The 25,739-nt window shown below is 69.2% G+C and carries 26 protein-coding genes, 1 tRNA gene and 1 other RNA gene; 17 read left to right on the top strand and 11 right to left on the bottom strand.

All coding sequences use genetic code 11. The annotated features are described in order from the left end of the window. The first annotated feature begins 61 nt into the window (after positions 1-61). Positions 62-1,543 (top strand): CYTH and CHAD domain-containing protein, encoded by a 1,482-nt coding sequence (locus RCP80_RS10105; RefSeq protein ID WP_308482195.1) that lies wholly within the window; start codon positions 62-64, stop codon positions 1,541-1,543. A gap of 2 nt (positions 1,544-1,545) precedes the next feature. Here RCP80_RS10105 and rnpB read toward each other — a convergent pair. Then, positions 1,546-1,934: RNase P RNA component class A (gene rnpB / locus RCP80_RS10100), an RNA gene on the bottom strand. A gap of 44 nt (positions 1,935-1,978) precedes the next feature. On the opposite strand from rnpB, the gene RCP80_RS10095 reads away from it, so the two are divergent. Together RCP80_RS10095 and RCP80_RS10090 are read left to right on the top strand one after the other, a co-directional pair. Beyond that, the gene (locus RCP80_RS10095; protein WP_308482194.1) at positions 1,979-2,404 is read left to right on the top strand and encodes a helix-turn-helix transcriptional regulator; all 426 of its coding nucleotides are present in this window, start codon (positions 1,979-1,981) and stop codon (positions 2,402-2,404) included. A 9-nt stretch (positions 2,405-2,413) separates the two neighbouring features. Then, complete coding sequence (locus RCP80_RS10090; protein ID WP_308482193.1) at positions 2,414-2,842, top strand: VOC family protein; 429 nt, start codon at positions 2,414-2,416, stop codon at positions 2,840-2,842. Positions 2,843-2,848: 6 nt separating this feature from the next. On the opposite strand, the gene RCP80_RS10085 is transcribed toward RCP80_RS10090, so the two are convergent. Further along, entirely contained in the window at positions 2,849-4,135 is a 1,287-nt protein-coding gene (locus tag RCP80_RS10085; RefSeq protein WP_308482192.1) for an HNH endonuclease, read from the bottom strand. A 45-nt stretch (positions 4,136-4,180) separates the two neighbouring features. Next, complete coding sequence (locus RCP80_RS10080; protein ID WP_308482191.1) at positions 4,181-4,807, bottom strand: class I SAM-dependent methyltransferase; 627 nt, start codon at positions 4,805-4,807, stop codon at positions 4,181-4,183. Between the two features lie 48 nt (positions 4,808-4,855). Between RCP80_RS10080 and RCP80_RS10075 the strand changes: the two genes are divergently transcribed. Next, on the top strand, positions 4,856-5,431 hold the full coding sequence (locus RCP80_RS10075; RefSeq protein ID WP_308482190.1) for a helix-turn-helix domain-containing protein: 576 nt from the start codon (positions 4,856-4,858) through the stop codon (positions 5,429-5,431). A gap of 3 nt (positions 5,432-5,434) precedes the next feature. Here the strand turns inward: RCP80_RS10075 and RCP80_RS10070 are convergent, their stop codons facing one another. The 3 genes from RCP80_RS10070 to RCP80_RS10060 are packed head-to-tail and all read right to left on the bottom strand — an operon-like array spanning position 5,435 to position 8,384. Beyond that, the gene (locus RCP80_RS10070) at positions 5,435-6,538 is read right to left on the bottom strand and encodes a bifunctional RNase H/acid phosphatase (protein ID WP_308482189.1); all 1,104 of its coding nucleotides are present in this window, start codon (positions 6,536-6,538) and stop codon (positions 5,435-5,437) included. Continuing rightward, positions 6,535-7,263 carry a zinc ribbon domain-containing protein gene (locus RCP80_RS10065; protein ID WP_308482188.1) on the bottom strand — a complete coding sequence of 243 codons (729 nt, stop codon included), beginning with the start codon at positions 7,261-7,263 and terminating at the stop codon, positions 6,535-6,537. Before RCP80_RS10065 ends, RCP80_RS10070 begins: the two co-directional genes overlap by 4 nt. After that, positions 7,263-8,384, bottom strand: coding sequence for a Nif3-like dinuclear metal center hexameric protein (locus tag RCP80_RS10060; protein ID WP_308482187.1), 1,122 nt, complete (start codon positions 8,382-8,384; stop codon positions 7,263-7,265). Before RCP80_RS10060 ends, RCP80_RS10065 begins: the two co-directional genes overlap by 1 nt. Before the next feature lie 43 nt (positions 8,385-8,427). On the opposite strand from RCP80_RS10060, the gene RCP80_RS10055 reads away from it, so the two are divergent. Genes RCP80_RS10055 through RCP80_RS10045 form a run of 3 tightly spaced genes read left to right on the top strand, consistent with a single transcriptional unit; the run spans position 8,428 to position 10,401 of the window. After that, positions 8,428-9,102, top strand: a complete 675-nt coding sequence (locus tag RCP80_RS10055) for an HAD-IA family hydrolase (RefSeq protein ID WP_373693481.1) — start codon at positions 8,428-8,430, stop codon at positions 9,100-9,102. Continuing rightward, positions 9,095-9,583 carry a low molecular weight protein-tyrosine-phosphatase gene (locus RCP80_RS10050; RefSeq protein WP_308482186.1) on the top strand — a complete coding sequence of 163 codons (489 nt, stop codon included), beginning with the start codon at positions 9,095-9,097 and terminating at the stop codon, positions 9,581-9,583. Before RCP80_RS10055 ends, RCP80_RS10050 begins: the two co-directional genes overlap by 8 nt. After that, positions 9,580-10,401 (top strand): SURF1 family cytochrome oxidase biogenesis protein, encoded by an 822-nt coding sequence (locus RCP80_RS10045; RefSeq protein ID WP_308482185.1) that lies wholly within the window; start codon positions 9,580-9,582, stop codon positions 10,399-10,401. Before RCP80_RS10050 ends, RCP80_RS10045 begins: the two co-directional genes overlap by 4 nt. Here the strand turns inward: RCP80_RS10045 and RCP80_RS10040 are convergent. Next, positions 10,355-11,341 carry a cobalamin biosynthesis protein gene (locus RCP80_RS10040; protein WP_308482184.1) on the bottom strand — a complete coding sequence of 329 codons (987 nt, stop codon included), beginning with the start codon at positions 11,339-11,341 and terminating at the stop codon, positions 10,355-10,357. The two genes, RCP80_RS10045 and RCP80_RS10040, sit on opposite strands and share 47 nt — an antisense overlap. Before the next feature lie 45 nt (positions 11,342-11,386). Between RCP80_RS10040 and RCP80_RS10035 the strand changes: the two genes are divergently transcribed. The 5 genes from RCP80_RS10035 (at position 11,387) to RCP80_RS10015 (ending at position 16,783) form a co-directional block, all read left to right on the top strand. Continuing rightward, complete coding sequence (locus RCP80_RS10035; protein ID WP_308482780.1) at positions 11,387-12,199, top strand: oxygenase MpaB family protein; 813 nt, start codon at positions 11,387-11,389, stop codon at positions 12,197-12,199. An 11-nt stretch (positions 12,200-12,210) separates the two neighbouring features. Next, positions 12,211-12,606: a VOC family protein gene (locus RCP80_RS10030; RefSeq protein WP_308482183.1), complete on the top strand. Its 396-nt coding sequence runs from the start codon at positions 12,211-12,213 to the stop codon at positions 12,604-12,606. A 12-nt stretch (positions 12,607-12,618) separates the two neighbouring features. Beyond that, positions 12,619-14,331 (top strand): amidohydrolase, encoded by a 1,713-nt coding sequence (locus RCP80_RS10025; RefSeq protein WP_308482182.1) that lies wholly within the window; start codon positions 12,619-12,621, stop codon positions 14,329-14,331. Positions 14,332-14,358: 27 nt separating this feature from the next. Beyond that, positions 14,359-14,982 (top strand): SOUL family heme-binding protein, encoded by a 624-nt coding sequence (locus tag RCP80_RS10020; protein WP_308482181.1) that lies wholly within the window; start codon positions 14,359-14,361, stop codon positions 14,980-14,982. Between the two features lie 217 nt (positions 14,983-15,199). Next, positions 15,200-16,783, top strand: coding sequence for an MFS transporter (locus RCP80_RS10015; RefSeq protein ID WP_308482180.1), 1,584 nt, complete (start codon positions 15,200-15,202; stop codon positions 16,781-16,783). A gap of 156 nt (positions 16,784-16,939) precedes the next feature. On the opposite strand, the gene RCP80_RS10010 is transcribed toward RCP80_RS10015, so the two are convergent. The 4 genes from RCP80_RS10010 to RCP80_RS09995 all read right to left on the bottom strand — a co-directional run bounded on the left by RCP80_RS10010 (position 16,940) and on the right by RCP80_RS09995 (position 18,624). Continuing rightward, positions 16,940-17,014: transfer RNA gene (locus RCP80_RS10010), tRNA-Val, on the bottom strand. 53 nt (positions 17,015-17,067) lie between these two features. Beyond that, positions 17,068-17,526: a peroxiredoxin gene (locus tag RCP80_RS10005; RefSeq protein ID WP_308482179.1), complete on the bottom strand. Its 459-nt coding sequence runs from the start codon at positions 17,524-17,526 to the stop codon at positions 17,068-17,070. Beyond that, on the bottom strand, positions 17,526-17,954 hold the full coding sequence (locus tag RCP80_RS10000; protein ID WP_308482178.1) for a DUF3052 domain-containing protein: 429 nt from the start codon (positions 17,952-17,954) through the stop codon (positions 17,526-17,528). The genes RCP80_RS10005 and RCP80_RS10000 overlap by 1 nt, the downstream gene beginning before the upstream one ends. Positions 17,955-18,066: 112 nt before the next feature. Then, complete coding sequence (locus RCP80_RS09995; RefSeq protein WP_308482177.1) at positions 18,067-18,624, bottom strand: Rv2240c family protein; 558 nt, start codon at positions 18,622-18,624, stop codon at positions 18,067-18,069. 136 nt (positions 18,625-18,760) lie between these two features. Here RCP80_RS09995 and aceE point away from each other — a divergent pair, with 136 nt between their 5' ends. From aceE to kasA, 5 genes are all read left to right on the top strand, one after another. Then, the gene (gene aceE, locus RCP80_RS09990) at positions 18,761-21,550 is read left to right on the top strand and encodes a pyruvate dehydrogenase (acetyl-transferring), homodimeric type (RefSeq protein WP_308482176.1); all 2,790 of its coding nucleotides are present in this window, start codon (positions 18,761-18,763) and stop codon (positions 21,548-21,550) included. 104 nt (positions 21,551-21,654) lie between these two features. After that, positions 21,655-22,950 carry a PucR family transcriptional regulator gene (locus RCP80_RS09985; protein ID WP_308482175.1) on the top strand — a complete coding sequence of 432 codons (1,296 nt, stop codon included), beginning with the start codon at positions 21,655-21,657 and terminating at the stop codon, positions 22,948-22,950. A 146-nt stretch (positions 22,951-23,096) separates the two neighbouring features. After that, entirely contained in the window at positions 23,097-24,038 is a 942-nt protein-coding gene (locus RCP80_RS09980) for an ACP S-malonyltransferase (protein WP_308482778.1), read from the top strand. A 90-nt stretch (positions 24,039-24,128) separates the two neighbouring features. Continuing rightward, positions 24,129-24,422, top strand: coding sequence for a meromycolate extension acyl carrier protein AcpM (acpM, locus tag RCP80_RS09975; protein ID WP_308482174.1), 294 nt, complete (start codon positions 24,129-24,131; stop codon positions 24,420-24,422). Continuing rightward, positions 24,419-25,669 carry a 3-oxoacyl-ACP synthase KasA gene (gene kasA, locus RCP80_RS09970; protein WP_308482173.1) on the top strand — a complete coding sequence of 417 codons (1,251 nt, stop codon included), beginning with the start codon at positions 24,419-24,421 and terminating at the stop codon, positions 25,667-25,669. Before acpM ends, kasA begins: the two co-directional genes overlap by 4 nt. The last annotated feature ends 70 nt before the right edge of the window (positions 25,670-25,739 follow it).

Genomic DNA, 25,739 nt, shown 5'->3' with positions numbered 1-25,739 from the left:
GACCGGTGAGACGCGTGTGGCATCCTGAGAGCAGGACCTCGCCCTGTCGATCGAAGGTGACATGACGGCCAAAACGGCAGCTCAGAAGTCGAAAGGCAACCGCTACACAGAGGTGGAGCGCAAGTACGACGTCGCCGCCGACGCGGTTTCGCCCTCGTTCGAGGGACTGACTTCAGTCAGCCACGCCGAGAGGTCGCCGTCACAAACACTCGATGCTGTCTATTTCGACACACCGGGGCACGACCTCGCTGCCAACAAAATCACGCTGCGTCGTCGCACCGGCGGGGACGACGCCGGCTGGCACCTCAAGCTGCCGGCCGGGCCCGATGCCCGCACCGAGGTGGTGGCGCCGCTGGAGTCCGAGGAGGTCCCCGAGCAGCTGCGTGATGTCGTACTGGCCGTGGTGCGCGAGCGCCCACTCGGGCCGGTCGCGCGGATCGAGACGACACGGCACCTGCAGCGGCTGCGGGGCACCGACGGTGCGGTCCTGGCCGAGTTCTGCGACGACCACGTCAGCGCTTCGGCCGGCGAAGCCGAGCAGCAGTGGCGCGAATGGGAGCTCGAGCTCGTCGAGACCGACGACCGGATGCTGTTGGACCGGTTGGGCAACCGGCTGCTGGACGCCGGCGCGACGCCGGCGGCACACGGATCGAAGCTGGCCCGGGTGTTGGACACGACGGTCGGTGACCGGCCCGCCGAGCTGGCACCCACCGACCCGGTGCACCGCGCGGTCGCCGAACTCGTGGGCGAGCTGCTGTTGTGGGATCGCGCGGTTCGCTCCGACACCTTCGACGCGGTGCATCAGATGCGCGTGACGATCCGCAAGCTGCGCAGCCTGCTCAAGGAGTCCGAGGACTCCTTCGGCCTGACCGACGACGCCTGGGTGCTCGACGAACTGCGCCAGCTGGCGGCCGTCCTCGGAGTGGCCCGTGACGCCGAGGTGCTGGCCGCGAAGTACGCCGAAGCCCTCGACGAGCTGCCGCCGGAGCTGATCCGCGGCTCGGTGCGCGAGCGTCTCGTCGACGGCGCCCAGCGCCGCTACGAAACCGGGCTGCGGCGTTCGCTGAAGGCGATGCGCACGCCCCGGTATTTTCGCCTGCTCGATGCGCTCGAGGAGTTGGCCGCCACCGCCGGACCGGCCGACGCCGACGCCGAGCACAAGCCGGTGAGCCTCGACGCCGCCTACAAGCGAGTCCGCAAGGCCGCCAAGAACGCCAAGGCCGCCGCCGCGGACGCGGCCGAGGACCGCGACGAGGCGCTACACCGGATTCGCAAGGGCGCCAAGCGGTTGCGGTACACCGCCGCGGCCACCGGCAAACGCAAGGTGTCCGAGGCGGCCAAGACCATCCAGTCGCTGCTCGGCGACCATCAGGACGCCGTCGTCAGCCGCAACCACCTCAGCCAGCAAGCCGAGGCCGCGCACGCCGCCGGCGAGGACACCTTCACCTACGGCGTGCTGTATCAGCGCGAGGACGATCTGGCGGAGCGCTGCCGGGAGCACCTCGACGCGGCGCTCAAGGCGCTGGCCAAGGCCATGAATTAGGGCGAACGAGTTGGCGTGTAAGCCGGATTCTGTCCCGCACCGCTCCGGTGGACCGGCGCAGTGCGGTGGCGACCATCCATCTGGGTACACCGTCGCCGGGTACCTCGAGCGGCCTACCCGCAGGCTCGGGCGAGCAGCCCTCGAGCGCCTGCGCAGCCGTGCTGGGCACGGCCTCTTGGCCTTGCTTCGGGTGGGGTTTGCCTAGCCACTCCGGTCACCCGGAATGCTGGTGCGCTCTTACCGCACCCTTTCACCCTTACCATTGCTGGCGGTCTGCTTTCTGTGGCACTGTCCCGCGAGTCACCCCGGATTGCCGTTAGCAATCACCCTGCTCTGTGAAGTCCGGACTTTCCTCGAAACCGTCAGGTTCCGCGGCCGCCCAGCCAACTCGTTCGCGCCCATCAACGTACCCGATCAATGGGTCATACTGGGAAAATGTTGCCGCCCGCGCGCTACCTGATGCGCGCCAAGGACTTCGTCGACGCCCGGTACGCCGACCCGATCACCGTGACCGATCTCGCCGCCGCGGCCGGCCTGTCGCGGGCCCATTTCAGCCGGATGTTCACCCGCACATTCGGCGAATCGCCGAGCGCGTATCTGCAGTCGCGCCGCTTGGAGCGGGCCGCCGCACTGCTGCGCTACACCGACCGCTCGGTGGCCGACATCTGCGCAATGGTCGGCTTCTCCAGCGTCGGGTCGTTCACCACGACCTTCGCCCGGGTCTACGGCAGACCGCCGGCGGCGTACCGCGCGAGCCTGCCCGCTGCCGCGGCCTACGCCCGGGTGCCCAGTTGCATACTGCGCCAGCACACCCGCAAGACAGCACACCAGGAGAAGACGCGGCACGCGTCCGCGTCGTAGGTTTCCGCCATGTTGAAAATCGGAAGCGCCCAGCTTTGGGTCCACGACCAAGATGTCGCCTGCACGTTCTGGACCGAGAAGGTCGGAATGGAAGTGCGCCAGGATGTTTCATTTCCGGAGATGGAGGGGTTCCGCTGGCTGACCGTCGGCCCGCCGGGTCAGGACGACGTGAGCATCGTGCTGATGGCCGTGCCCGGTCCCCCGATGATGGACGACGCCACCCAGCGCCAACTGCTCGACCTCGTCGCGATGGGGTTCGCCGGCACGGTGTTCCTCACCACCGACGACTGCCACGCCGCATACCGGGAACTCAGCGGACGGGGCGTCGAATTCACCGAGGCACCCTTCGATACGCCCTACGGCGTCGATTCGGGCTTCCGGGACCCGTCGGGCAACAGCGTGCGCCTGACCCAGCTCGCCGAGCTGCCAACCGGCTGAGCACGCTCACGCGGCGTGCAGGTCACACAGCAGCAGCCTGGTGTGACGCTCCAGCTCGCTGGTCTCGGTCGGCGGCGAACCCGGCAGCACCGGCGGGGCCGTGGATCGATAGCGATGCCCGGTGGGTGTGGTGAATTCCGTGCTGTGCTGACCATTCTCGTCGGCCCAGGCGCTGACCCGCCAACCGTCGGCTTCCTTGGCGTAGTTGCACGCCTCGCACAGCCCCTGCCCGTTGGCGGCCGAGGTCGCGCCGCCGCGGACATTCGGTGTCACGTGGTCGGTATGCCGGATCGGCGCATCGCAGTACGGCGTCCGGCACGTGTCGTCGCGAAGCCGAATGAACTCGGCTAAACCCTTCGGGAAGTTCCGCGACCTCGACTCCATGGCCACCAACGCCCCCGACACCGGATGCTTGTAAAGCCGACGCAGCGTTGCCCGGGAGCGCTCATCCTCCACAGCCGCCCGCACCAGGGTGCGCGCCACCGCAGCCGGGATGGGCCCGTATCCGGCCACCCGCGCCGGGTCAGCACCGCCGGCGAGCAGCGTCTCGTCGGTCAGCACCAAGTTGACCGCGATCGAAGCGGCAGCCTCCGCCGGTTGGCCGGTGACCCGCTCGATCAGGGAGTCGGCCATGGCCTGGCCGCGGGAGCGACCATCACAGCACACGTCGGCCTCGCGCTTGAGCGCGGCGTAGACGGAGACGCCCTGGGCCACCGGCAGCAGCGCGGTCAGGTAGGTCATGGTGTCCGGGGCCGGCCGGATGGTCACGGTGCGCTCCGACGCGGCCTTGGCGGCGCGGTCCACCACGGCGTGCGGGTCCAGCCGATACGCGATCGCCTTGGCCTCCGCGACAATCCGCGCGTCGCCCCGACCGACCAAGGCCGCCGCATCGGCGCACAACTCGGCGTCCAGGACGCGGCGATCCTCGACATCCAGACACGCCGATTCCCGCACGATCAACGTCGCCCGCCACTCCGAGAGCAGCCCCTGCTCCAGAGCCGCCAACGTATGCGGCATCTCGAACACCAACGCCTTCGCGAACCCCAGATGCTGATTACCGCGCGCCGGGGAATCCCGCCGCGCCAACGCCACCTCCGAGGCCAACCCACGACCCCGCCGCGCCGCCGGCACCCCGCGCTCGACCTCCGCGGCGGCCCTGCGCTGCGCCAACGCGGCCGTCGCCCGCGCCTGCGCCGCGGTCGCGCGCGCCTTCAACGTCTCCAACTCGCCGATATGCGCCACCAACGCCGCCTCATCGGCGCCGGGCCCCACCTCCACCACTCCTTCGAACATGCTTTCGATTGTGGCATGGGGGTACGACACGCCAATTCCCGCTGGTCAGCGACGACGCAGCACGATCACGTTGTCCACCAGACTGCCCGGCCGACCGTCGGGACCCGTGCCCTCCCACTCGGCGCGTTCCACCCGCTCGCGCTCCCATTGGGCCGGATCCAGTTCCATGCCCGCCACCACCGCCTCCGCGCTGGGAAACTCGTGATCGTGGATCCGTTCGGACCACGGTGGCGCCTCGGCGTGGTCGACGATGAGCAGCCTGCCGCCGGGGGCGACGGCCGCAGCGGCGCGTCGCATCAGCGGATTCCGGTCCCACCCGTGCGGCGAGTGCAGAAAGTGCGCCGTCACCAGGTCGTAGGACCCCTGGGGAAACGAGACCGTCAGGTCGTGCCGTTCGAACCGCACGCGCGTCGCCAGGTCGTCGCCGGCAGCCGTCAGCGCCTCGGCCGCGCGCTGCAGGGCGGTGTTGGCGATGTCGACGGCGACAACCTGCCAGCCACGCTGGGCCAGCCACACCGTGTCGCCGCCCTCCCCGCAGCCCAACTCGAGCGCGGTGCCGGTCGGCAGGTCGGAGACCACCTCGACCAGCCGAGCATTCGGGCGTCCGCTCCAAATCCGCTCCGACTCCGCGTAGCGGTCTTCCCACATCTGCTGTGTGTCAGTGCTTTCCATGGATCCAAGCTTGCCCGCGTCCCGCAGATGATGGCAAGATGATTTGCCATGTCGGCAAAACCGGACGATGACGTCGATCTGCGGGTGCGCCGCCGACTGCGCGAACTGCGCACCCAACAAAGCCTGACCCTCGAGGACGTGGCCTCCCGGGCCCAGATCGACATCTCGACGCTGAGTCGGCTGGAATCCGGCAAACGCCGCCTCGCGCTGGACCATCTCCCCCGCCTGGCCGCGGCCCTGTCGGTCAGCACCGACGACCTGCTGCGCGAACCCGAACAGCACGACCCCCGGGTGCGCGGCACGCCGCAGACCCACGACGGCGTGACGTTCTGGCCGCTGACCCGGCACGGTCCCGCGGCCGGACTGCACGCGTTCAAGATCCGGGTCAGTGCGCGACGACGCACCCCGCCGGCCGAACTCCCGGTGCACGAGGGTCAGGACTGGATGTATGTGCTGTCGGGTCGGATGCGGCTGATCCTCGGCGAGCGGGATTTCACCATCACCGCGGGCGAGGCCGTCGAGTTCAGCACGTGGACGCCGCACTGGTTCGGGGCGGTCGACGGGCCGGTGGAAGCCATCACCATCCTGGGTCCGCACGGTGAGCGCATCCACCTGCAGGATTGACGCTCAGTGATACGACGTGTCGTTGACCAGCCGCACGGAGGCCAGCCCGTCGGGGTAGAACTCCGCGATCGACAGCGACGCCAGGTCCAGGTGCAACCGGTACAGGATCGTCGGCCCGGCATCGAGCGCCATCCGCAGCAGCGTCTTGATCGGCGTGACATGGGAGACCACCAGCACCGTGGCACCGCCGTGCTCGGCGATGATGCGGTTGCGCGCCCGGCGCACCCGGGCATGCACGTCGTCGAAGCTCTCCCCGCCGGGCGGGGTGACGCTGGTGTCGCGCAGCCACCGGCCGTGCAGGTCCGGATCCGCGCTGCCGGCCTCGCCGAACGTCAGGCCCTCCCAGCGGCCGAAGTCCGTCTCGATGAGGTCCTCATCGACGCTGACTTCGAGCCCGAGCGCCTTCGCCGAGGCGGCCGCGGTGTCGTGGGCGCGTTGCAGCGGTGAGGAGATCACCGCCGCGACGCCACCCTTGCGCGCCAGGTAGCCCGCCGCGGCCTCGGCCTGCCGGCGGCCCAGCGCGGTGAGTTCGGGATTTCCCCGTCCGGAGTAGCGACGCTGGACCGACAACTCGGTCTGACCGTGGCGCAGCAGCAGCAGCCGGGTCGGGGTGCCGCTGGCCCCCGTCCACCCGGGCGCCGCCAACTTCTCCTGCGGCGCGGACTTCGCTTCCGCGGCAGCCGGTCTGGCTTCGCCCGCGAGCTGGGCCGCGGCGTCCATGGCCTCGTTGGCCAATCGGTCCGCGTGGGAGTTCTCGGCGCGCGCAATCCAGCGGTAGTCGACCCGGTCGAACTGTGCGGCCACCCCGCGGGCCTCCCGGTGCAGCTCGATCAGGCCGGGGTGCTTGACCTTCCACCGCCCCGACATCTGCTCCACGACGAGCTTGGAGTCCATTGCCACCGACACCTCGGTGGCCCCGAGGCTCGCCGCCTCCGTCAGTCCCGCGATCAGGCCGCGGTACTCGGCGACGTTGTTGGTGGTCACGCCGATCGCGGCCTTGCTCTCGGCGAGCACGACGGAGCGGTCCGCCGAGAACACCACCGCGCCGAACCCGGCGGGGCCGGGGTTGCCGCGGGAGCCGCCGTCGGCCTCGACGAGAACCTTCATCGCTTGACCCGCAACAGAATCGTGTTGCACTCGGGGCAGCGCAGCACCTCGTCCTCGGCCGCGGCCGTGATCCGCGCGATCTCGCCGCGGTCGATCTCGATGCTGCAGGCGCCGCACTGCCTGCCCTGCAGCGCACCGGCGCCGATACCCGCCTTGGCGCGCTGCTGCTCGTAGAGCGCCAACAGTGCGGGATCGATGCCGGCGGTAAGGGTTTCCCGGCGCTGTGTGCGTTCGGTGCGGGTGTTCTCGATCTCAGCCAAGACGGCGTCGCGCTCGCGGCGCACCTCCGCCAGGTCCGCGTCGAGCTTCTCGATGCCGGCCGACTCCTCGGCGATCTGCCGTTCGAGATCCTCGCGGCGTTCCATGACCTCCAACAGCGAGTCCTCCAACGACGACTGCCGGCGCTGCAGGGTCTCCAACTCGTGCTGCAGTTCGGTGAGCTGCTTCGAGGATGTGTCGGGCGAAGCGAGCAGGACGCGGTCCCGGTCCTCGCGCTGGCGCACCCCGTCGATCTCGGATTCCAGCCGCGCCACTTGGGCGTCGATGTCCTCGGCGGCGATCTGCAGCACCGCCACCCGGTCGCGGGCCGCCTGCTGCTCGGCCTCCACTTCTTGGAACCGCTGCTGCTCGGGCAGGTGGCCGGCGCGGTACGCGATCCGGGCCAATTCGGCGTCCAGCTCCGAGATTTCGAGTAACGAACGCTGTTGCCAGGCGTCGGCTTTCATCAGTTCACTCCCAGTGTCCAAGGGTCGGTCCGAATATCACTGACCCGTACTGGCAGCGCGTCGCCGAATTCGGCCGCCAACAGTCCGGCCGCCTGCGCGCACCACGGGTACTCGCTGGCCCAATGCGCCACGTCGACGAGGGCCACCCCGGATCGGCGGGTGTGTTCGTCGGCGGGATGATGGCGCAGATCGGCGGTCACGTAGGCCTGCACCCCGGCACCGGCGGCCCGGTCGAGCAGTCCGTCCCCCGCGCCTCCGCACACCGCCACCCGAGACACCGCAAGGTCCGGCTCGCCGGTGGCCCGCACGCCCCAGGTGGTGGTGGGCAGCGCCGCGCCGATCCGGGCGACGAACTCGCCCAACGGCATCGGCGCCGGCAGCGTCGCGATCCGGCCGATCCCCACGCCGGCCGGCAACGACGCCAGCGAGAAGACGTCGAAGGCCGGTTCCTCGTAGGGATGGGCCGCGCGCATCGCCGCGAGCACCCGGCCCCGGATACCGGCGGGCGCGATCACCTCGATGCGGTCCTCGGGCAACCGCTCGACGCTCCCGACCGCGCCGACGGCCGGTGCGGCGCCCTCGTGCGGCAGGAACTGGCCGGTGCCGGTGACGCTCCAGCTGCAGCACGAGTAGTCGCCGATCTGGCCGGCCCCGGCCGCGAACACCGCCGTGCGGACGGCCTCGGCGGATTCACCGGGCACGAAGATCACCCACTTGTCCAGATCGGCTCCGCCGGGCGCGGGCTCCAGCACGTCCTCGACGGTCAACCCGAGGGTCTGCGCCAAGGCGTCGGAGACCCCGGGCGCTGCCGCGTCGGCATTCGTGTGGGCGGTGAACAGGGACCGGCCCGTGCGAATCAGCCGGTGCAGCAGCGCACCCTTGGGGGTGCTTGCGGCCACGGTGTCCACCCCGCGCAACAGCAGCGGGTGGTGCGCCAGCAGCAGCCCCCGCGCGGGCACCTCGTCGACGACGGCGGCCGTCGCATCGACCGCGACGGTGACCGAGTCGACGGGCTCGTCCGGATCGCCGCAGACCAGACCAACCGAATCCCAGGACCGCGCCAGCTCCGGCGGATAAGCGGCGTCCAGCACCGCCATGACCTCACCCAAGCGCACACTCACGCCTGCAAACAGTAGTGGTCCGCGCATCGGGGACAATGGTGGCGTGACCGAACTGGCCCCTACCCTGCTGACCACTGAACAACCCCAACTGGTGATCTTCGACCTCGACGGCACCCTCACCGACTCCGCCGAGGGCATCGTCGCGAGCTTCTGCCACGCATTGGAGCAGGTCGGAGCCCCCGTACCGGCCGGTGACCTGGTCAGCCGGATCATCGGACCACCCATGCATCACACCTTCGCCGCGATGGGTCTGGGCGAGCGCACCGACGCGGCGATCGCGGCCTACCGGGCCGACTACGTCTCGCGCGGCTGGTCGATGAACACCCCGTTCACCGGGGTCGAGGAGCTGCTGATCGACCTGCGGGCCGCCGACGTGCGGATGGCCGTCGCCACCTCGAAGGCCGAGCCCACCGCGCAGCGCATCCTGACGCACTTCGGACTCGACGGATACTTCGAGGTCATCGCCGGGGCCAGCCCCGACGGGATCCGCGCGCTCAAGGCCGATGTGGTGGCCCACGCGCTGGCCCAGCTCACCCCGTTGCCCGAGCGCGTGCTCATGGTCGGTGACCGCCTGCACGACGTCGAGGGCGCCGCCGCGCATGGCATCGACACCGTGGTCGTCGGCTGGGGGTACGGACGCGACGACTTCACTCCCGAGGCGCCGGCGCCGCAGCTGGTCGACGACGTGGCCGCGTTACGCGAGGTGCTCGGTGTCTGATCGCGTGCACGTCACCTTCGTCTGCTCGGGCAACATCTGTCGCTCGCCGATGGCCGAGAAGATGTTCGCCCACCAGATCGCGGACCGCGGCCTGGCCGAGCGGGTACGGGTGAGCAGCGCCGGCACCGGCGGCTGGCATGCCGGCGACGCAGCCGACTCCCGCGCCCGGAAGGTGCTCGAGGCGCACGGCTACCCCAGCGACCATGTGGCCGCCCAGGTCGGCGATGACCACTTGGCGGCCGACCTGGTGATCGCGCTCGGCCGCAACCACATGCGGCTGCTGACGCAACTCGGCGTCGAACCGGAACGGGTCAGGATGCTGCGGTCGTTCGATCCCCGCTCGGCCCGGCATCCCCTGGACGTCGAGGATCCCTACTACGGCGGCATGACCGACTTCGAGGACGTGTTCACGGTCATCGAGGCGGCCCTGCCCGGTTTGCACGGCTGGATCGACGACAGGTTGGAAGGCCACGCGCCGTGAAGTGGCCGTCCTGGTTGCGACCCGGCTGGATCGTGCTGGCGATCGTGGCCCTGGCCTTCGCCTACCTGTGCTTCACGGTGCTGGCCCCGTGGCAGCTCAACAAGAACTCCCAGAATTCACGGGAGATGGACCAGATCAGCAGAGCGGTCCAGGAGGATCCGGTACCGCTGCGGACCTTTCTGCCGCATCAGGATTCCGAGGCGCACGAGGCGCAGTGGCGGCGCGTCACGGCGACCGGACATTACCTGGCCGACAAACAGATCCTGGCGCGGTTGCGGGTGATCGACGGCGAGGCGTCCTACGAGGTGCTGAACCCGTTCGTCGTGAAAGACGGGCCGACGGTGTTGATCAACCGCGGCTGGGTGCGGCCCGTGCAGGGCACCGGGATGCCGCAGATCGAACCGGCTCCGACCGGTGAGGTCACCATCACGGCACGGCTGCGCGACAGCGAAAATGCGCCGCCGGACCGGGCCCCGCTGGACGAAGACGGGGTGCAGCAGGTCTACGCCATCGACACCGCACAGCTGGCGCCAATGTTCGGCGTCCCGTTGACCGGCTCGTATCTGCAGCTGACCCCCGAGCAACCCGGTGCGCTGAGCGTTCGCGATCTGCCGCACCTGGATGCCGGACCGTTCCTGTCCTACGGCATCCAGTGGATCGCGTTCGGAATTCTGGCCCCGATCGGACTCGGCTACTTCGTCTACACCGAGGTCAAGGCCCGGCGCCGGGAGCGTCCGGCACCGACCCCCGAGGGCAGCGCGCCGCCGCCGGTCACGGTCGAGGACAAGCTCGCCGACCGTTACGGCCGACGCCGCTGAGCGCCGCGACCAGCCCCGCCGCGGTCACCGCGGCCCCGGCCTGAACCCACCGCGACAACACCACCCCGCGGCGCAGGTCCGCGGCGGCGGGGTCGGGCCCGGCCCCGAGGGTGGGCCGCAGCTGCAGTTCGTGGCGGTACCGGGTGGGCCCGCCGAGTTGCACCCCGAGCGCTCCCGCGAACGCCGCCTCCACCACCCCGGCATTCGGACTGGGATGGCGCCGCGCATCGCGTCGCCACGCGCGCAACGCGCCGGTCGCCGAGCCGCCGACCAACGGGGCGCAGGCCACCGTCAGGACGCCCGCGAGGCGCGCCCCCAGATAGTTCGCGACGTCGTCGATTCGCGCTGCGGCCCAACCGAATCGCAGGTAGCGGGGAGAGCGGTGCCCGATCATCGAGTCCAAGGTGTTGATGCCGCGGTAGACCAGCGCGCCCGGCGCTCCCCCGGCCGCGGCCCACAGCAGCGGTGCCACCGTGGCGTCCGAGGTGTTCTCGGCCACCGATTCCAGTGCCGCGCGGGCGATCCCGTCGGTGTCGAGGAACTGCGGATCGCGCCCGCACAGCGCGGGCAGCAGCGCTCGGGCGCCGGCCACGTCGTCGGCCTCGAGCAGGCCGGCCATCGCGGTTCCGGTGCGCGACAACGACGTTCCGCCCAGCGCGACCCAGGTCGCGGCGGCCACTGCGGTCGTCGACCAGACCGGCCCCGCGCGGTCGCCCGCGCGCGCCGCCAACGCCGCCGCGGCACCGAGCCCGCCGAGCAACAGCGCGACGTGCGCGGCGCCGGCAGCCCGGCTGTCGCGATGGGTGAGCCGTTCCGCACCGGCGGCCACGGTGCCGAACCCGGCGACCGGGTGGTATCGACGCGGATCGGCGAGCAGCAGGTCGGCGAGGTATCCGAGGAGAACACCGGCGGCCCGCGCCCGGGTTCTGGGCGGAATCATCCTCAGCAGCGTCTCATAGGTGGTCTACTCGATGGCATGAGCCCAGTGCAGCGGCCGACGCGGGTCGTCGACCTGCTCAACCCGGCAGCGGCGCTGCTGCCGGCGGCCAACGTGATCATGCAGCTGGCGCTGCCGGGTGTCGGCTACGGCGTCCTGGAGAGCCCGGTGGACAGCGGCAACGTCTACAAGCACCCGTTCAAACGCGCCCGCACCACCGGCACCTACCTGGCGGTCGCGACCATGGGCACCGAGGACGACCGGAAACTGATCCGCGACGCCGTGGACACCGCGCACGCGCAGGTCCGCTCGACGACGTCATCTCCGGTGCGCTACAACGCTTTTGACCCCAAACTACAGCTGTGGGTGGCGGCGTGTCTGTATCGCTATTACATCGACCAGCACGAGTTTCTGTACGGGCCCCTCGACGACGAGGCGGCCGACGCGGTCTATCAGGACGCCCGCCGGCTGGGCACCACGCTGCAGGTGCGCGCGGACATGTGGCCCGCCGACCGGCTGGCCTTCGACGAGTACTGGAAGCGCAGCCTGGACGAGCTGAACATCGACCCACCGGTGCGCGAACATCTGCGTGGGGTGGCCTCGATGGCGTTCCTGCCGTGGCCGGTGCGCGCCACCGCGGGCCGGTTCAACCTGTTCGCCACGACGGGATTCCTGCCGCCGGAGTTCCGCGCGATGATGCGACTGTCCTGGGGATCGGCGGCGCAACGCCGATTCGAGTGGCTGTTGGCGGCGCTGCGGCTGGCCGACCGGCTGATCCCGCACCGGGCCTGGATCCTGGGCTACGAGCTCTATCTCTGGGACATGCGGGCCCGGGCCCGCCGCGGCCAGCGGATCGTCTAGGAGGAGTTCTCATGGCATTTCCCACGATCGCCCACGTCGCTGTGACCGTTCGCGACCTGTCCGTCAGCGTCCCGTGGTACCGCGCCCTGTTCGAGGCCGAGCCCGCGCTCGACGAGGACACCGAGGGCGGCTTCCACCACGTGGTCTGGGCGCTGGACGGCGGGACCCTGTTCGGCATCCATCAGCACGGCGCCGCCCCGGTCGAGGAGAAGTTCAGCGAGTTTCGGGTCGGCCTCGACCACATCGGGTTCGGGGTCGCATCGCGGGCAGAACTGCAGACCTGGGCGTCGCGCCTCGACGAACTCGGGGTGGCGCACGGCGGCATCGTCGACGCGCATTACGGCTCGGGGCTGAGTTTCCGCGATCCCGATGGCATCGCTTTGGAGCTCTTCGCGCCGCCGGGCTGACACACTGGCGTCATGGACGACGCGATCCTGACCGCCGCCTCGGTGCTCACGATGGACGAGGAGCGCCCCCGCGCCGATGCCGTCGCGGTGCGCGAGGGCCGCATCGTCGCCGTCGGCACCCTGGCCGAGTGCGCCGCGGCCCTGCCCGACGCGGCCGTCATCGACACCGGCGCCGCGGTCCTGGCACCGGGATTCGTTGAGCCGCACAGCCATCCGCTGATCAGCGGGGTGGCAACGCAGGCGCCGGCGCGTTCGATCGCACCGTGGGATGTGCCGACCTGGGCGGGTGTCCAGGCGGCGTTCGCCGCCGCGATCGCCGACACCGCCCCCGACACCCCGCTGTGGTTCGCCGGCTACGACGCGCTGCTGCACGGCCACCCGGCCCCCAACGCCGATGAGCTGGACCGCATCTTCGGCGACCGGGTCGCCGTCGTCACCGACAACTCCGGGCACGGCGTGTATTTCAACTCCGCGCTGATGCGCCAGTACGGCTGGGACAGCGCGCCGCCGCACGACCCGACGGCCGCGCACTACGGACGCAACCCCGACGGCGCACTGAACGGGCAGGGCTTCGAGTTACCGGTGCTCACCGCGGTGACCGGGCCGCTGCTGGCACAGATGGGCGATCCGCTGCTCTCGGGCGCGAGCTACTACGCGCTGATGTCGCGCGGCGGCTACACCTCCGCCTCGGACATGACCTATGACCCGAAGTTCGCCGCCGGCTACGAGGCGCTGGCCGCGGCGCCGTCGTGCCCGCTGCGGGTGAGCATGTGGGAGATGTCGCTCACCGAAACCTACGCCGAGCCGGCGAGTTTCGCCGCCGGCGAGGAAATGCTGACCAAGGCCGGGGTCAAGTTGTGGACCGACGGTTCGCCGTGGGTCGGCAACATCGCGATCTCGTTCCCCTACCTCGATACGCCCGCGACCCGCACTGCGGGCATCGACCCGGCGACCGCCGGCGGCGCGGGATCCATGAACTACAACCGCGACCAACTCGGCGCGATCCTCGACGTGGCGGCACCGGCCGGCTGGCAGATGGCCTTTCACGCCAACGGTGACCTGGCCCTGGATCTGGCACTGGACGCCTACGAGGACGCGTTGACCCGGCACCGCCTACTCGGTAGTGACCACCGGTGGCGGCTCGAGCACGCCGGTGCGGGCACCCGCGCGCACTTCGACCGCGCGGCCCGGCTCGGCGTGCACGTGTCGATGGCCCCGTTCCAGTACTACTACTGGGGCGACCTGCTGGCCGGGCAGATGTTCGAGCCCGCGCGCGGCGAGCAGTGGGCGGCCTTCGCGGACGCCGTCGCCTCGGGTGCCTGCGTCTCGCTGCACAACGACGGCTCGGTCTCGCCGCCGGCGCCGATCATGAACATCGCGACCGCGGTGACGCGTCGCACCCGCGCGGGCGGGGTGTATGGCGCCAATCAGGCCATCTCCCTCGAGCAGGCGTGGCGCGCGCAGACCGTCGACGCCGCGCGGACGCTGCGCCGCGAACATCTCGTCGGATCGATCAGAGTCGGCAAGCTCGCCGACTTCACGGAGCTGACGGCCGATCCGTGGACGGTGGCACCGGAGGAGCTGATCGACACGGTGCGGGTCGCCGGGACCTGGCTGGGCGGTCGGCGGGTCGACCTCGACGAGTTCCTGGCCGCGGTCGGGGCCGGCGACAACACCGACCATGCCCATCTCGCGCAGCGCCGGCACGCCGGTGGGTGTTGCTGAGGCCTCGCCAGTGGGTACACCGGTGCCATGATCACGCGCATCGTCTCCGGCATCGCCCAGGTGGCCGAGGGCCTCGGCGGCATCGTCGGTATCCGCATCGGCACCGAGGAGCCGATGTATCTGTCCGAACCGCTGTCCGAGGCTGTCGAGATCCGCCGGTACGGTCCCCGCCTCGCGGCCGAGACCACGGTTTTCGGCGACGACGAACAGGCCCGCAGCACCGGCTTTCGCCGGCTGGCCGGCTACATCTTCGGTGCCAACAACCGCCGGGCCTCGATCGCCATGACCGCCCCGGTGGCCCAGTCCAGCGACAAGATCGCGATGACGGCGCCCGTCGCCCAACTGCCCGGACCGCACGGCGGATCGGTGATCCGGTTCTACATGCCGGCCAAGTGGTCGCTGCAAACCCTGCCGGTGCCCAACGACGACGAGGTGCGCCTGGTCGAGGTGCCGCCCGAGACGTTCGCGGTCCTGCGCTTCACCGGCGACCGCAGTCCCTTGGCGGTCACCCGGCAGGCGGCGGAGCTGTTCAAGGTGTTGCAGGACAGCGGAATCGAGTCCGACGGCGAAGTCGTCGCCTGGTTCTACGACCCGCCGTGGACCATCCCGTGGCGGCGGCGCAATGAGGTCGCGGTGCCGATCGTCGCGTAGTTTCGCCCTACCCGGCGGCCTTGACGAGTTGATCGGCGCCGGCACGCAGGTAGCGACCGGACTTCACGGTCGTACCGGAGCCGTCGGTGAACGGGCCGACAGCACTCACTTGTTTCTTGATTGCCGGGTATCCAGGGTTGAAGCGGGTTCGCCCTACGCCATCCCGACGGGCCCGACGTCGATACATTGACCCGGTGAGGCTATGTGGCGGTAGGACATGACCACGGCGCGAATGTCGACGTGGGCGCCACTGCGGTCGCGGGTCTTCCGGGCGTTGTGGATCGCGCAGTTCGTCTCGTTCCTGGGCACATGGATGCAGACGGTGGGCGCGCAATGGATGCTCGTCGACGATCCGCAGGCGGCGGTACTGGTGCCGCTGGTACAAACCGCCACCGCGCTGCCGGTGATGCTGCTGGCCCTACCGGCGGGAGTGCTGGCCGACCTCGTCGACCGTCGGCGACTGCTTCTTGCCACCCAGGGCGCGATGGCGGCAGCCGTGACTCTACTGGCGATACTGACCGGCGCGGGGTTGACCACCCCGACGGTGCTGTTGCTGCTGCTGTTCGTGATCGGCTGCGGTACGGCGCTGACCGGGCCGGCCTGGCAGGCCATCCAACCCGATCTCGTTCCCCCCGAACAGATCCCGGCGGCGGCCGCGCTGGGCAGCATGAGCTTGAACGCGGCACGCTCGATCGGGCCGGCGATTGCCGGGGCGCTGGTGTCGCTGTCCGGTCCGACGGTGGTGTTCGCGCTCAACGCCGTATCGTTCGTGGGCATCGTCGCCGTGTTGATCATGTGGCGGCCCGCCGCCCCGCAGCGGGATTTTCCCGCCGAGCGCGCGCTGTCTGCGCTCGGTGCCGGTGCGCGGTTCATCCGCAGTTCACCGATCGTGCGACGGATCCTGCTGCGGACCGCGTTGTTCATCGCCCCTGCCAGCGCACTGTGGGGTTTGCTGCCGGTGGTCGCCAGTCGCCAACTGGGGTTGTCCTCGTCGGGTTACGGATTGCTGTTGGGGGCGCTCGGCCTGGGTGCGGTGCTCGGTGCCGTTGGGTTGTCCCGCTTGCGATTCCGGTTCGACGAGAACCCGCTGTTGATCATCGCCGCCGTCGGGTTCGCCGCCGCCACGGTGGTGCTGGCGTTGGTACCCGTCTTCGCCGTGGTGATGGTGGCACTGGTGATGGGCGGTGCCGCCTGGCTGCTGTGCCTGGCGACGCTCAACGCGTCGATGCAGCTGAGCCTGCCGGGTTGGGTGCGCGCCCGCGGACTGTCGGTGTATCTGATGATCTTCATGGGCGGCCAAGCGTTGGGGTCATTGTGGTGGGGGTTGCTCGCCGGTGCGACGTCGACCGTCACCAGCCTGCTGGTCAGCGCGGCGCTGCTGGGCTGCTGCGCACTGTCGGCGCTGTGGTGGCCGCTGCACGCCAAGACCGGCAACATCGACCTGACGCCGTCGACGCATTGGCCGGAGCCGACGTTGGTCTTCGAGCCCGAGCCGCTCGACGGTCCGGTCCTGGTGATGACGGAGTATCGGGTCGAACCAGCGGATGAGGTCGAGTTCCTGGCGGCGATGACCGTGATGGGCCGGTCCCGTAAACGTACTGGCGCGGCGCGGTGGCGGCTCTACCGCAGCGCGGAGCGCGAGCACACGTTCGTCGAGACGTTCGTGGTGCGGTCCTGGGGCGAGCACCTGCACCAGCACCACCGGCGGCTGACCGGGCAGGATCTGGTCATCGAGCAAGCCGTCGAACGCTGGGTGGACGGGTTGCCGCAGCACCTGGTCGCCGTGCGCAAGCTGGGGTGAGCACCGCGGGGTTCGTTCTTCCTGTCGCTGCGGGAACGGCGCCGCATCGACCAAGCGCTGCATGCGGTCGGGGGGAGCGCTGGGCTCACGGGCTCGAACCGGTCAGCACTGTTGACACCACTCCGGCCTGAGTTGACCTCGCACATAGGAATACGTTGGTGGGCGCGATAGGGATCGAACCTACGACCGCTGGTGTGTAAAACCAGAGCTCTACCGCTGAGCTACACGCCCGTGCCGTGGCAGGCTACCGAAAACCCCGGCCCAGAATCCAATTGCGGTCCCGATCAGTTGAGCGCGGCCAGCGCCGCAGCCCACACCTTCTCGTCGCGCGCCTCGCCGGGCTCCTTGCATTCGGCGAACCGGATCACGCCCGACTTGTCCACCAGGAAGGTTCCCCGGTTGGGCACACCGGCGTGCTCGTTGAACACGCCGTAGGCCTGCGCGACCGCGCCGTGCGGCCAGAAGTCCGACAGGACCGGAAACAGGTAGCCGCTGTTCAGTGCCCAGATCTTGTGGGTGGGCGGCGGGCCGATCGAGATCGCGACCGTCGCGGTCTGGTCGTTCTCGTAACGCGGCAGGTTGTCGCGGATCTCGTCCAGCTCGCCCTGGCAGATGCCGGTGAAAGCCATCGGAAAAAAGACCACCAGGACGTTCTTGGCGTCCCGGTAGTCCGCCAACGAAACCGGTTGGCCGTGCTGGTCTCTCAGGGTGAAGTCGGGGGCCGTCTCGCCTGGGGCCAGCATCAGCTGTGCCGCCCGGCGGCCTTCGACTTCGGCTGCACCAACCTGCTGGCACTCCAGTCGCCCAGGTTGGCCGACGAGGTCTGCATCAGCCCCGCGGTGGGTGCCGATTCGGCGATCTCTGCTGGTTGGACATGACCGGGCTTGCCGGTCTTGGGTGTCAGGACCCAGATCACCCCGTCGTCACTCAACGGGGTAATGGCGTCCATCAACGCGTCCACCAGATCGCCGTCGTCGTTGCGCCACCACAGCAGCACGACATCTATGACCTCGTCAGCGTCCTCGTCGAGCAGTTCAGCGCCGCAGGCATCTTCGACGTCGGCACGAATGTCGTCGTCGGTGTCCTCATCCCAGCCCAGTTCCTGCACTACTTGATCTCTTTGAATGCCCAGTTTCTGGGCATAGTTCGAGGCGCTGTCCGCCGCGACCACCGTTGACCTCCCTTAGCACCGTGATGGTGATTAATGACCGAATTGTCTAATCGTCGCACAGCGGCATAAGCCGGTCATGAGCAACGCACCGGGACCGTCGGAAATCGCACCGTCAGTACGCCGTGTCGCACAGGTTCAAGGCCCGGGTTCGGGTGGTGTTCACCCGGTCGATCGCCGAGTTGAACTCCGCGGGACCGGCCGGGCCGGCCAGCACCTCGCCGGCCGCGCGGGAGGCATCCGCCCAGGCCGTGAGCGCATCGCGCAACTCGGCGGGCAGGGTGTCGTTGATCTCGGCCGAAACCCGGCCTGCGCTGCTGTTCAGGGCCTCGCGCGCGGGGTCGACGGTGGCCGCGATGTCGCCCCCCGAGTTCACCGCGGCGACGTAGGCGTTGACCGTCTTGACGGCCTCGGCGCTGCTGGTGCTCAGGGTCTCGCACACCGTGCGGACGGCCTGCGTGGTGACCGACGCCTGCCGCTGGGACTCCCGCACACTGGAGGTCACCGAGGCCGCCGACTGCGACACCGACACCGATGTCCGGTAGGCGGGCACGTCGGCGGCGTCGACCGAGGCGTCGCCCGTGACGATCGATGTGCACCCGGCCACCCCGAGCATCCCGGCCGCGGCAAGTCCGGCAACGAGCGTTCCCGCAGGCCTGATTCCCCTCCGCACAGCGGTGACGTTACCGGCTGCGGACGCTCGTGCGGTGCGGTGGTGGATACGGGCCGCATGCGACGAGCAACACAAAGGGGGCAGGATAGTGAGGGAATGCGGGAAATCCCCGCGTCGCCTATCAAGGAGTGTTGCGTTGACGACCGAGTTCGTGCGCCAAGACCTGGCCCAAAACTCCGGCACCGCAGGTGAACCCGATCGCGTCCGAGTCATCCGGGAAGGCGTGGCCTCGTACCTGCCCGACATTGACCCCGACGAGACGGGTGAGTGGCTGGAATCCTTCGACGACATGCTGGCCCGATCGGGACCCGCCCGGGCCCGCTACATGATGCTGCGCCTGCTGGAGCGCGCCGGCGAGCAGCGTGTCTCGATTCCCGCGCTGACCTCGACCGATTACGTCAACACCATTCCCACCGAACTCGAACCGTGGTTTCCGGGCGACGAGGATGTCGAGCGGCGCTACCGCGCGTGGATCCGCTGGAATGCCGCGATCATGGTGCACCGCGCCCAGCGCCCCGGCGTGGGAGTGGGCGGCCACATCTCCACCTACGCCTCCTCGGCCGCGCTCTACGAGGTCGGCTTCAACCACTTCTTCCGCGGCAAGTCCCATTCCGGCGGCGGCGATCAGATCTTCATCCAGGGCCACGCCTCCCCCGGCATCTATGCGCGCGCCTTCCTCGAGGGCCGGCTGACCGCCGACCAACTCGACGGCTTCCGCCAGGAGCACAGTCACCCCGGCGGCGGCATCCCGTCGTATCCGCACCCGCGGCTGATGCCCGACTTCTGGCAGTTCCCGACGGTGTCGATGGGCTTGGGCCCGATGAACGCCATCTACCAGGCCCGGTTCAACCACTACCTGGCTGACCGGGGCATCAAGGACACCACCGACCAGCATGTGTGGGCCTTCCTCGGCGACGGGGAGATGGACGAGCCCGAAAGCCGCGGCCTGCTGCACGTCGCCGCGCTCGAGGGGCTGGACAACCTGACCTTCGTCGTCAACTGCAACCTGCAGCGACTCGACGGCCCCGTGCGCGGCAACGGCAAGATCATCCAGGAATTGGAGTCGTTCTTCCGGGGCGCGGGCTGGAACGTCATCAAGGTGGTCTGGGGTCGCGAGTGGGATGTGTTGTTGCAGGCCGACCGTGACGGCGCGCTGGTCAATCTGATGAACTCGACGCCCGACGGCGACTACCAGACCTACAAGGCCAACGACGGAGGCTACGTCCGCGACCACTTCTTCGGCCGCGACCCGCGCACCAAGGCGCTCGTCGAGCAGATGAGCGACCGCCAGATCTGGAACCTCAAGCGCGGCGGCCACGACTACCGCAAGGTGTATGCCGCCTACCGCGCCGCCCTGCAGCACAAGGGCCAGCCGACGGTGATCCTCGCCAAGACCATCAAGGGCTACACGCTCGGTAAGCACTTCGAGGGTCGCAACGCCACCCACCAGATGAAGAAGCTTGCGCTGCAGGACCTCAAGGACTTCCGCGACACCCAGCGCATCCCGATCAGCGACGAGGCGCTCGAACGCGATCCGTATCTGCCGCCGTACTACCACCCCGGCCCGGAGGCCCCGGAAATCCGCTATCTGCTGGACCGTCGCCGCGCGCTCGGTGGCTTCCTGCCCGAGCGCCGGGTCAAGAGCAAGGCGTTGACGCTGCCGGGCCCCGACGCCTACAAGCCGCTGAAGAAGGGCTCCGGACAGCAGGAGATCGCCACCACGATGGCGACCGTGCGGACCTTCAAGGAACTGTTGCGGGACAAGAACATCGGGCCGCGGTTGGTACCGATCATCCCCGACGAGGCCCGCACCTTCGGGATGGACTCCTGGTTCCCGAGCCTCAAGATCTACAACCGCAACGGGCAGCTGTACACCTCCGTGGACGCACAGCTGATGCTGGCCTACAAGGAGAGCGAGATCGGCCAGATCCTGCACGAGGGCATCAACGAGGCCGGTTCGACGGCCTCGTTCACCGCGGTGGGCACGTCGTACTCGACGCACAACGAGCCGATGATCCCGATCTACATCTTCTATTCGATGTTCGGGTTCCAGCGCACCGGCGACGGATTCTGGGCCGCGGCCGATCAGATGGCCCGCGGTTTCGTGCTGGGCGCCACCGCGGGCCGCACCACGCTCACCGGCGAGGGTTTACAGCACGCCGACGGCCACTCGCTGCTGCTGGCTTCCAGCAACCCGGCCGTGGTGGCCTACGACCCGGCGTTCGGCTACGAGATCGCCCACATCGTCGAAAGCGGTCTGCGCCGGATGTACGGCGAGGACCCGGAGAACGTCTTCTTCTATATGACGATCTACAACGAGCCCTACGTGCAGCCCGCCGAGCCGGCGGACTTCGACCCCGAGGGGCTGCTGCGCGGCATCTATCGCTACCGCGCCGCCACCGAGAGGCGCACCAGCACCGCGCAGATCCTGACCTCGGGGGTGGCCATGCCGGAGGCGTTGCGCGCGGCCGACATGCTGGCCGCCGAGTGGGACGTGGCCGCCGACGTCTGGTCGGTGACCAGTTGGGGTGAGCTCAACCGGGACGGCGTGGAACTGGAGAAGCGCCGGCTGCGCCACCCTGGCGAACCGGCCGGTGAGGCCTATGTGACGCAGGCGCTCAGAAACACGCACGGGCCCGTGGTGGCGGTCTCGGACTGGATGCGCGCGGTGCCCGAACAGATCCGGCCGTGGGTGCCCAACACCTACGTCACGCTCGGCACCGACGGGTTCGGCTTCTCCGACACCCGCCCGGCCGCGCGGCGGTACTTCAACACCGACGCCGAGTCCGTCGTGGTCGCGGTGCTCGCGGCACTGGCGCGCGACGGTGAGATCGATCCGTCGGTCAGCGTGGCGGCCGCCAAGCAGTACCAGATCGACGATGTGTTCGCCGCCGGCGTCTCGTTCAAGGACACCGGCAGCGCCTAGTGATCGGTTCAATTGCCGCCCGGCCTCTTCCTCGCGGAACTACACCGCTCGTCGAACCGGCCGAATTTGGAGCTTCCGCCAGAAAAACGGCGTAAGTTTTAGGGATGACCGACAAATCCGTGGTGTCGTTCGAGCCGGCACGTTCTCCGCAGGAGTTGCTGGAGAACGTGCCGGACTCGCTGCGCCGCCGGCTCAAGCAGCACTCCGGCCGGCTCGCAACCGACGCCGCCCAGGCCATGCAGGAGCGGTTGCCGTTCTTCGCCGGCCTGGAGGCCTCGCAGCGCGCCAGCGTGCAACTGGTGCTGCAGACGGCGGTGGTCAACTTCGCCGAGTGGCTGCACGACCCGGACAGCGACGTCGGATACACCGCGGAGGCCTTCGCGCTGGTGCCTCAGGACCTGACCCGGCACATCGCCCTGCGGCAGACCGTCGACATGGTGCGGGTGTCGATGGAGTTCTTCGAAGAAGTCGTGCCGATGCTGGCGCGCAACGACGAGCAGCGCATCGCGCTGACCATCGGCATCCTGCGCTACAGCCGCAATCTGGCGTTCGCAGCGGCCAAGGCCTATGCCGATGCCGCCGAGGCCCGGGGTTCGTGGGACAGCCGGATGGAGGCCAGCGTCGTCGACGCCGTGGTGCGCGGCGACACCGGCCAGGATTTGCTGTCGCGGGCCGCCGCGTTGAACTGGGACACCAACGCGCCGGCCACGGTCGTGGTGGGGACCCCGCCGGAGGATCGGGTCGACGTGGCGAGCCAGGACATCCGCGAGGCCGCCCTGCGGCACGGTCGCGCCGCGCTGACCGACATCCACGGCACCTGGCTGGTCGCGATCGTGTCGGGGCCGTTGTCCCCTACGGACAAATTCCTTGCCGAGTTGTTGACCGCATTCTCGACCGGGCCGGTCGTGGTCGGCCCCACCGCGCCGTCGCTGATCGCCGCGTATCACAGTGCCAGTGAAGCGATTTCCGGAATGACGGCGGTGGCCGGCTGGTCGGCGGCGCCGCGGCCGGTCTCGGCGCGCGAACTCCTGCCCGAACGCGCCCTGATGGGCGATCAATCCGCCATCGCCACGCTGCACTCCGACGTGATGCGACCACTGGCCGACGCGGGTCCGGCGTTGACCGAGACATTGGACGCTTATCTCGACTCCGGCGGTGCGATCGAAGCGTGCGCGCGCAAGTTGTTCGTTCATCCAAATACCGTTCGCTACCGTCTGAAGCGCATCGCCGATTTCACGGGTCGCGATCCGACCGCGCCGCGGGACGCGTATGTGCTACGGGTGGCCGCGACGGTCGGTCGGCTGACCACCCAGTCACACCCTCCACGCATGTCAAAGAGCGCAGTGAAGCACCTCACCACGGTCGCGATGGACGCGTTCGGCGGCGGCCAGCAGGCGTAACAGGTCGCGGTCTGATCTCGATGACGTCGCATCACGTGCCGTTTTGTAGGCTCTCCACAAAAACATAAGACAAGGTTCATAATGTCTTACACCCCGCAAATGCGGCTTCACAGTGTTCTCTTAGACATGTGCCTGAACCGACACCTGTGATTGCGCTGCTCGCTCCCGGGCAGGGTTCGCAGACCCCGGGAATGTTGACCCCGTGGCTCGAGCCCTCCGAGGGTGCCTCCGCGGCGGCCGAGCAGCTCGCCGCCTGGTCGCAGATCAGCGGCCTGGACCTGGCCCGGTTGGGCACCACCGCCACCGCCGAGGAGATCACCGACACCGCGGTGACCCAGCCCCTGGTCGTGGCGACCACGCTGTTGGCGCATCAAGAACTGACCCGCCGGGGCCTGCTGGCCACGGCCGAGGTGATCGTCGCCGGTCATTCGGTCGGCGAGATCGCCGCGTACGCGATCGCCGGGATCATCAGTGCCGACGATGCCGTGAAGCTGGCCGCCACCCGCGGCGCAGAGATGGCCAAGGCCTGCAACGACGAGCCGACCGGCATGGCCGCGGTGCTCGGCGGCGACGAGGCCGAGGTGCTGTCGGCCCTCGCCGATCTCGACCTGGTCCCGGCCAACCGCAACGCCGCCGGTCAGATCGTCGCGGCCGGCCGCGTCGAGGCGCTGGCCAAGCTCGCGGAGAACCCCCCGGCCAAGGCCCGGGTGCGCCAGCTGGCCACCGCCGGCGCCTTCCACACGCAGTTCATGGCCTCGGCCACCGACGGCTATTCGGCCGCCGCGGCCGCGGTGCAGACCACCGATATTTTCGGCGACGCCGCGACGTCACGCGTCACGCTGCTGAGCAACGCCGACGGCCGGCCCGTCAGCTCGGCCGCCGATGCGATGACCAAGCTGGTCGCCCAGCTCACCAAGCCGGTCCGCTGGGATCTGTGCACGCAGACGATGCGCGACCGGCAACTCAGCGCGATCGTGGAGTTCCCGCCCGCCGGAACCCTGGTCGGCATCGCCAAGCGCGAACTTCGGGGTGTCCCGACGCATGCCGTCAAGACCCCCGCAGACCTGGACGGACTCGCTGCGCTGTAACGCGAACTGTTCACCGGTACAACCACATACGCACGAACCCCGTGGCGCATCCGTTCTCGGGACATTAGAAAGAATGAAGGGAGCCACACTGTGGCCGCTAGCCAAGAAGAAATCATCGCCGGTCTCGCCGAGATCATCGAAGAGGTAACCGGTATCGAGCCTTCCGAGGTCACCCCGGAGAAGTCGTTCGTCGACGACCTGGACATCGACTCGCTGTCGATGGTGGAGATCGCGGTTCAGACCGAGGACAAGTACGGCGTGAAGATCCCCGACGAGGACCTCGCCGGCCTGCGCACCGTGGGTGACGTCGTCTCCTACATCCAGAAGCTCGAGGAAGAGAACCCCGAGGCCGCTGCTGCCCTTCGCGATAAGTTCAGCCAGTGACCAGACCTTCCACTGCTAACGGCGGTTTCCCCAACGTCGTGGTGACCGCCGTGGAGGCCACCACGGCGCTTGCCGCGGACATCGAGAGCACGTGGAAGGGCCTGCTGGCCGGCGAGAGCGGCATCCGCGTACTCGAGGACGACTGGGTCGCCAAGTGGGACCTGCCCGCGCGGATCGGTGGGCACCTGGTCGACAACGTCGACGACCACATGACGCGAATCGACATGCGCCGCATGTCCTACGTGCAGCGGATGTCCAAGCTGCTCTCCCGTCGACTCTGGGACAACGCAGGCACACCTGAGGTGGACCCGGAGCGTTTCACGGTGGTCATCGGCACCGGGCTCGGTGGCGGCGAGAAGATCGTCGAAACCTATGACCTGATGAACGAGGGCGGGCCCCGCAAGGTGTCCCCGCTGGCCGTTCAGATGATCATGCCCAACGGTGCCGCGGCGGTCGCCGGCCTGGAGCTGGGTGCCCGTGCCGGGGTCATGACCCCGGTGTCGGCCTGCTCTTCGGGTTCGGAGGCCATCGCCCACGCCTGGCGGCAGATCGTCATGGGTGACGCCGACTTCGCCGTCTGCGGCGGCGTGGAAGGTGCCATCGAGGCGCTGCCGATCGCGGCGTTCTCGATGATGCGCGCCATGTCCACCCGCAACGACGATCCGGCCGGTGCCTCGCGTCCGTTCGACAAGGACCGCGACGGGTTCGTGTTCGGTGAGGCCGGCGCGCTGCTGATCATCGAGACCGAAGAGCATGCCCTGGCCCGCGGCGCCAAGCCGCTGGCCCGACTGATGGGTGCAGGCATCACGTCGGACGCCTACCACATGGTGGCGCCGGCGCCGGACGGCCTGCGCGCCGGCAAGGCGATGCTGCGCGCGATGGAGACCGCTGGCCTGTCGGCCAACGACATCCAACACGTCAACGCCCACGCCACCGCAACCCCGATCGGTGACACCGCCGAGGCCAACGCGCTGCGCGTGGCCGGAGTGGGTCACGCCGCGGTCTATGCGCCGAAGTCGGCGCTGGGCCACTCGATCGGCGCGGTGGGCGCGCTCGAATCGGCGCTGACGGTGCTGGCACTGCGCGACGGTGTCATCCCGCCAACCCTCAACTACGAGACTCCGGATCCGGAAATCGATCTGGACATCGTGGCCGGCGAGCCCCGCTATGGCGATTACCAATACGCCATCAACAACTCGTTCGGCTTCGGCGGGCACAACGTCGCGCTCGCCTTCGGGAAGTACTAGCCGGATGACGGAGCGGTTCGCGGAGCTTGCGCAGCGAACCGCGTAGGAATCCGGCCATCCGACCAGGTCG

The organism is Mycolicibacterium sp. MU0053, assembly GCF_963378095.1.
Classification (GTDB): domain Bacteria; phylum Actinomycetota; class Actinomycetes; order Mycobacteriales; family Mycobacteriaceae; genus Mycobacterium; species Mycobacterium burgundiense.
Note: the sequence above shows the minus strand (reverse complement) of the source record. Positions and strands in the feature narration are given on the sequence as shown.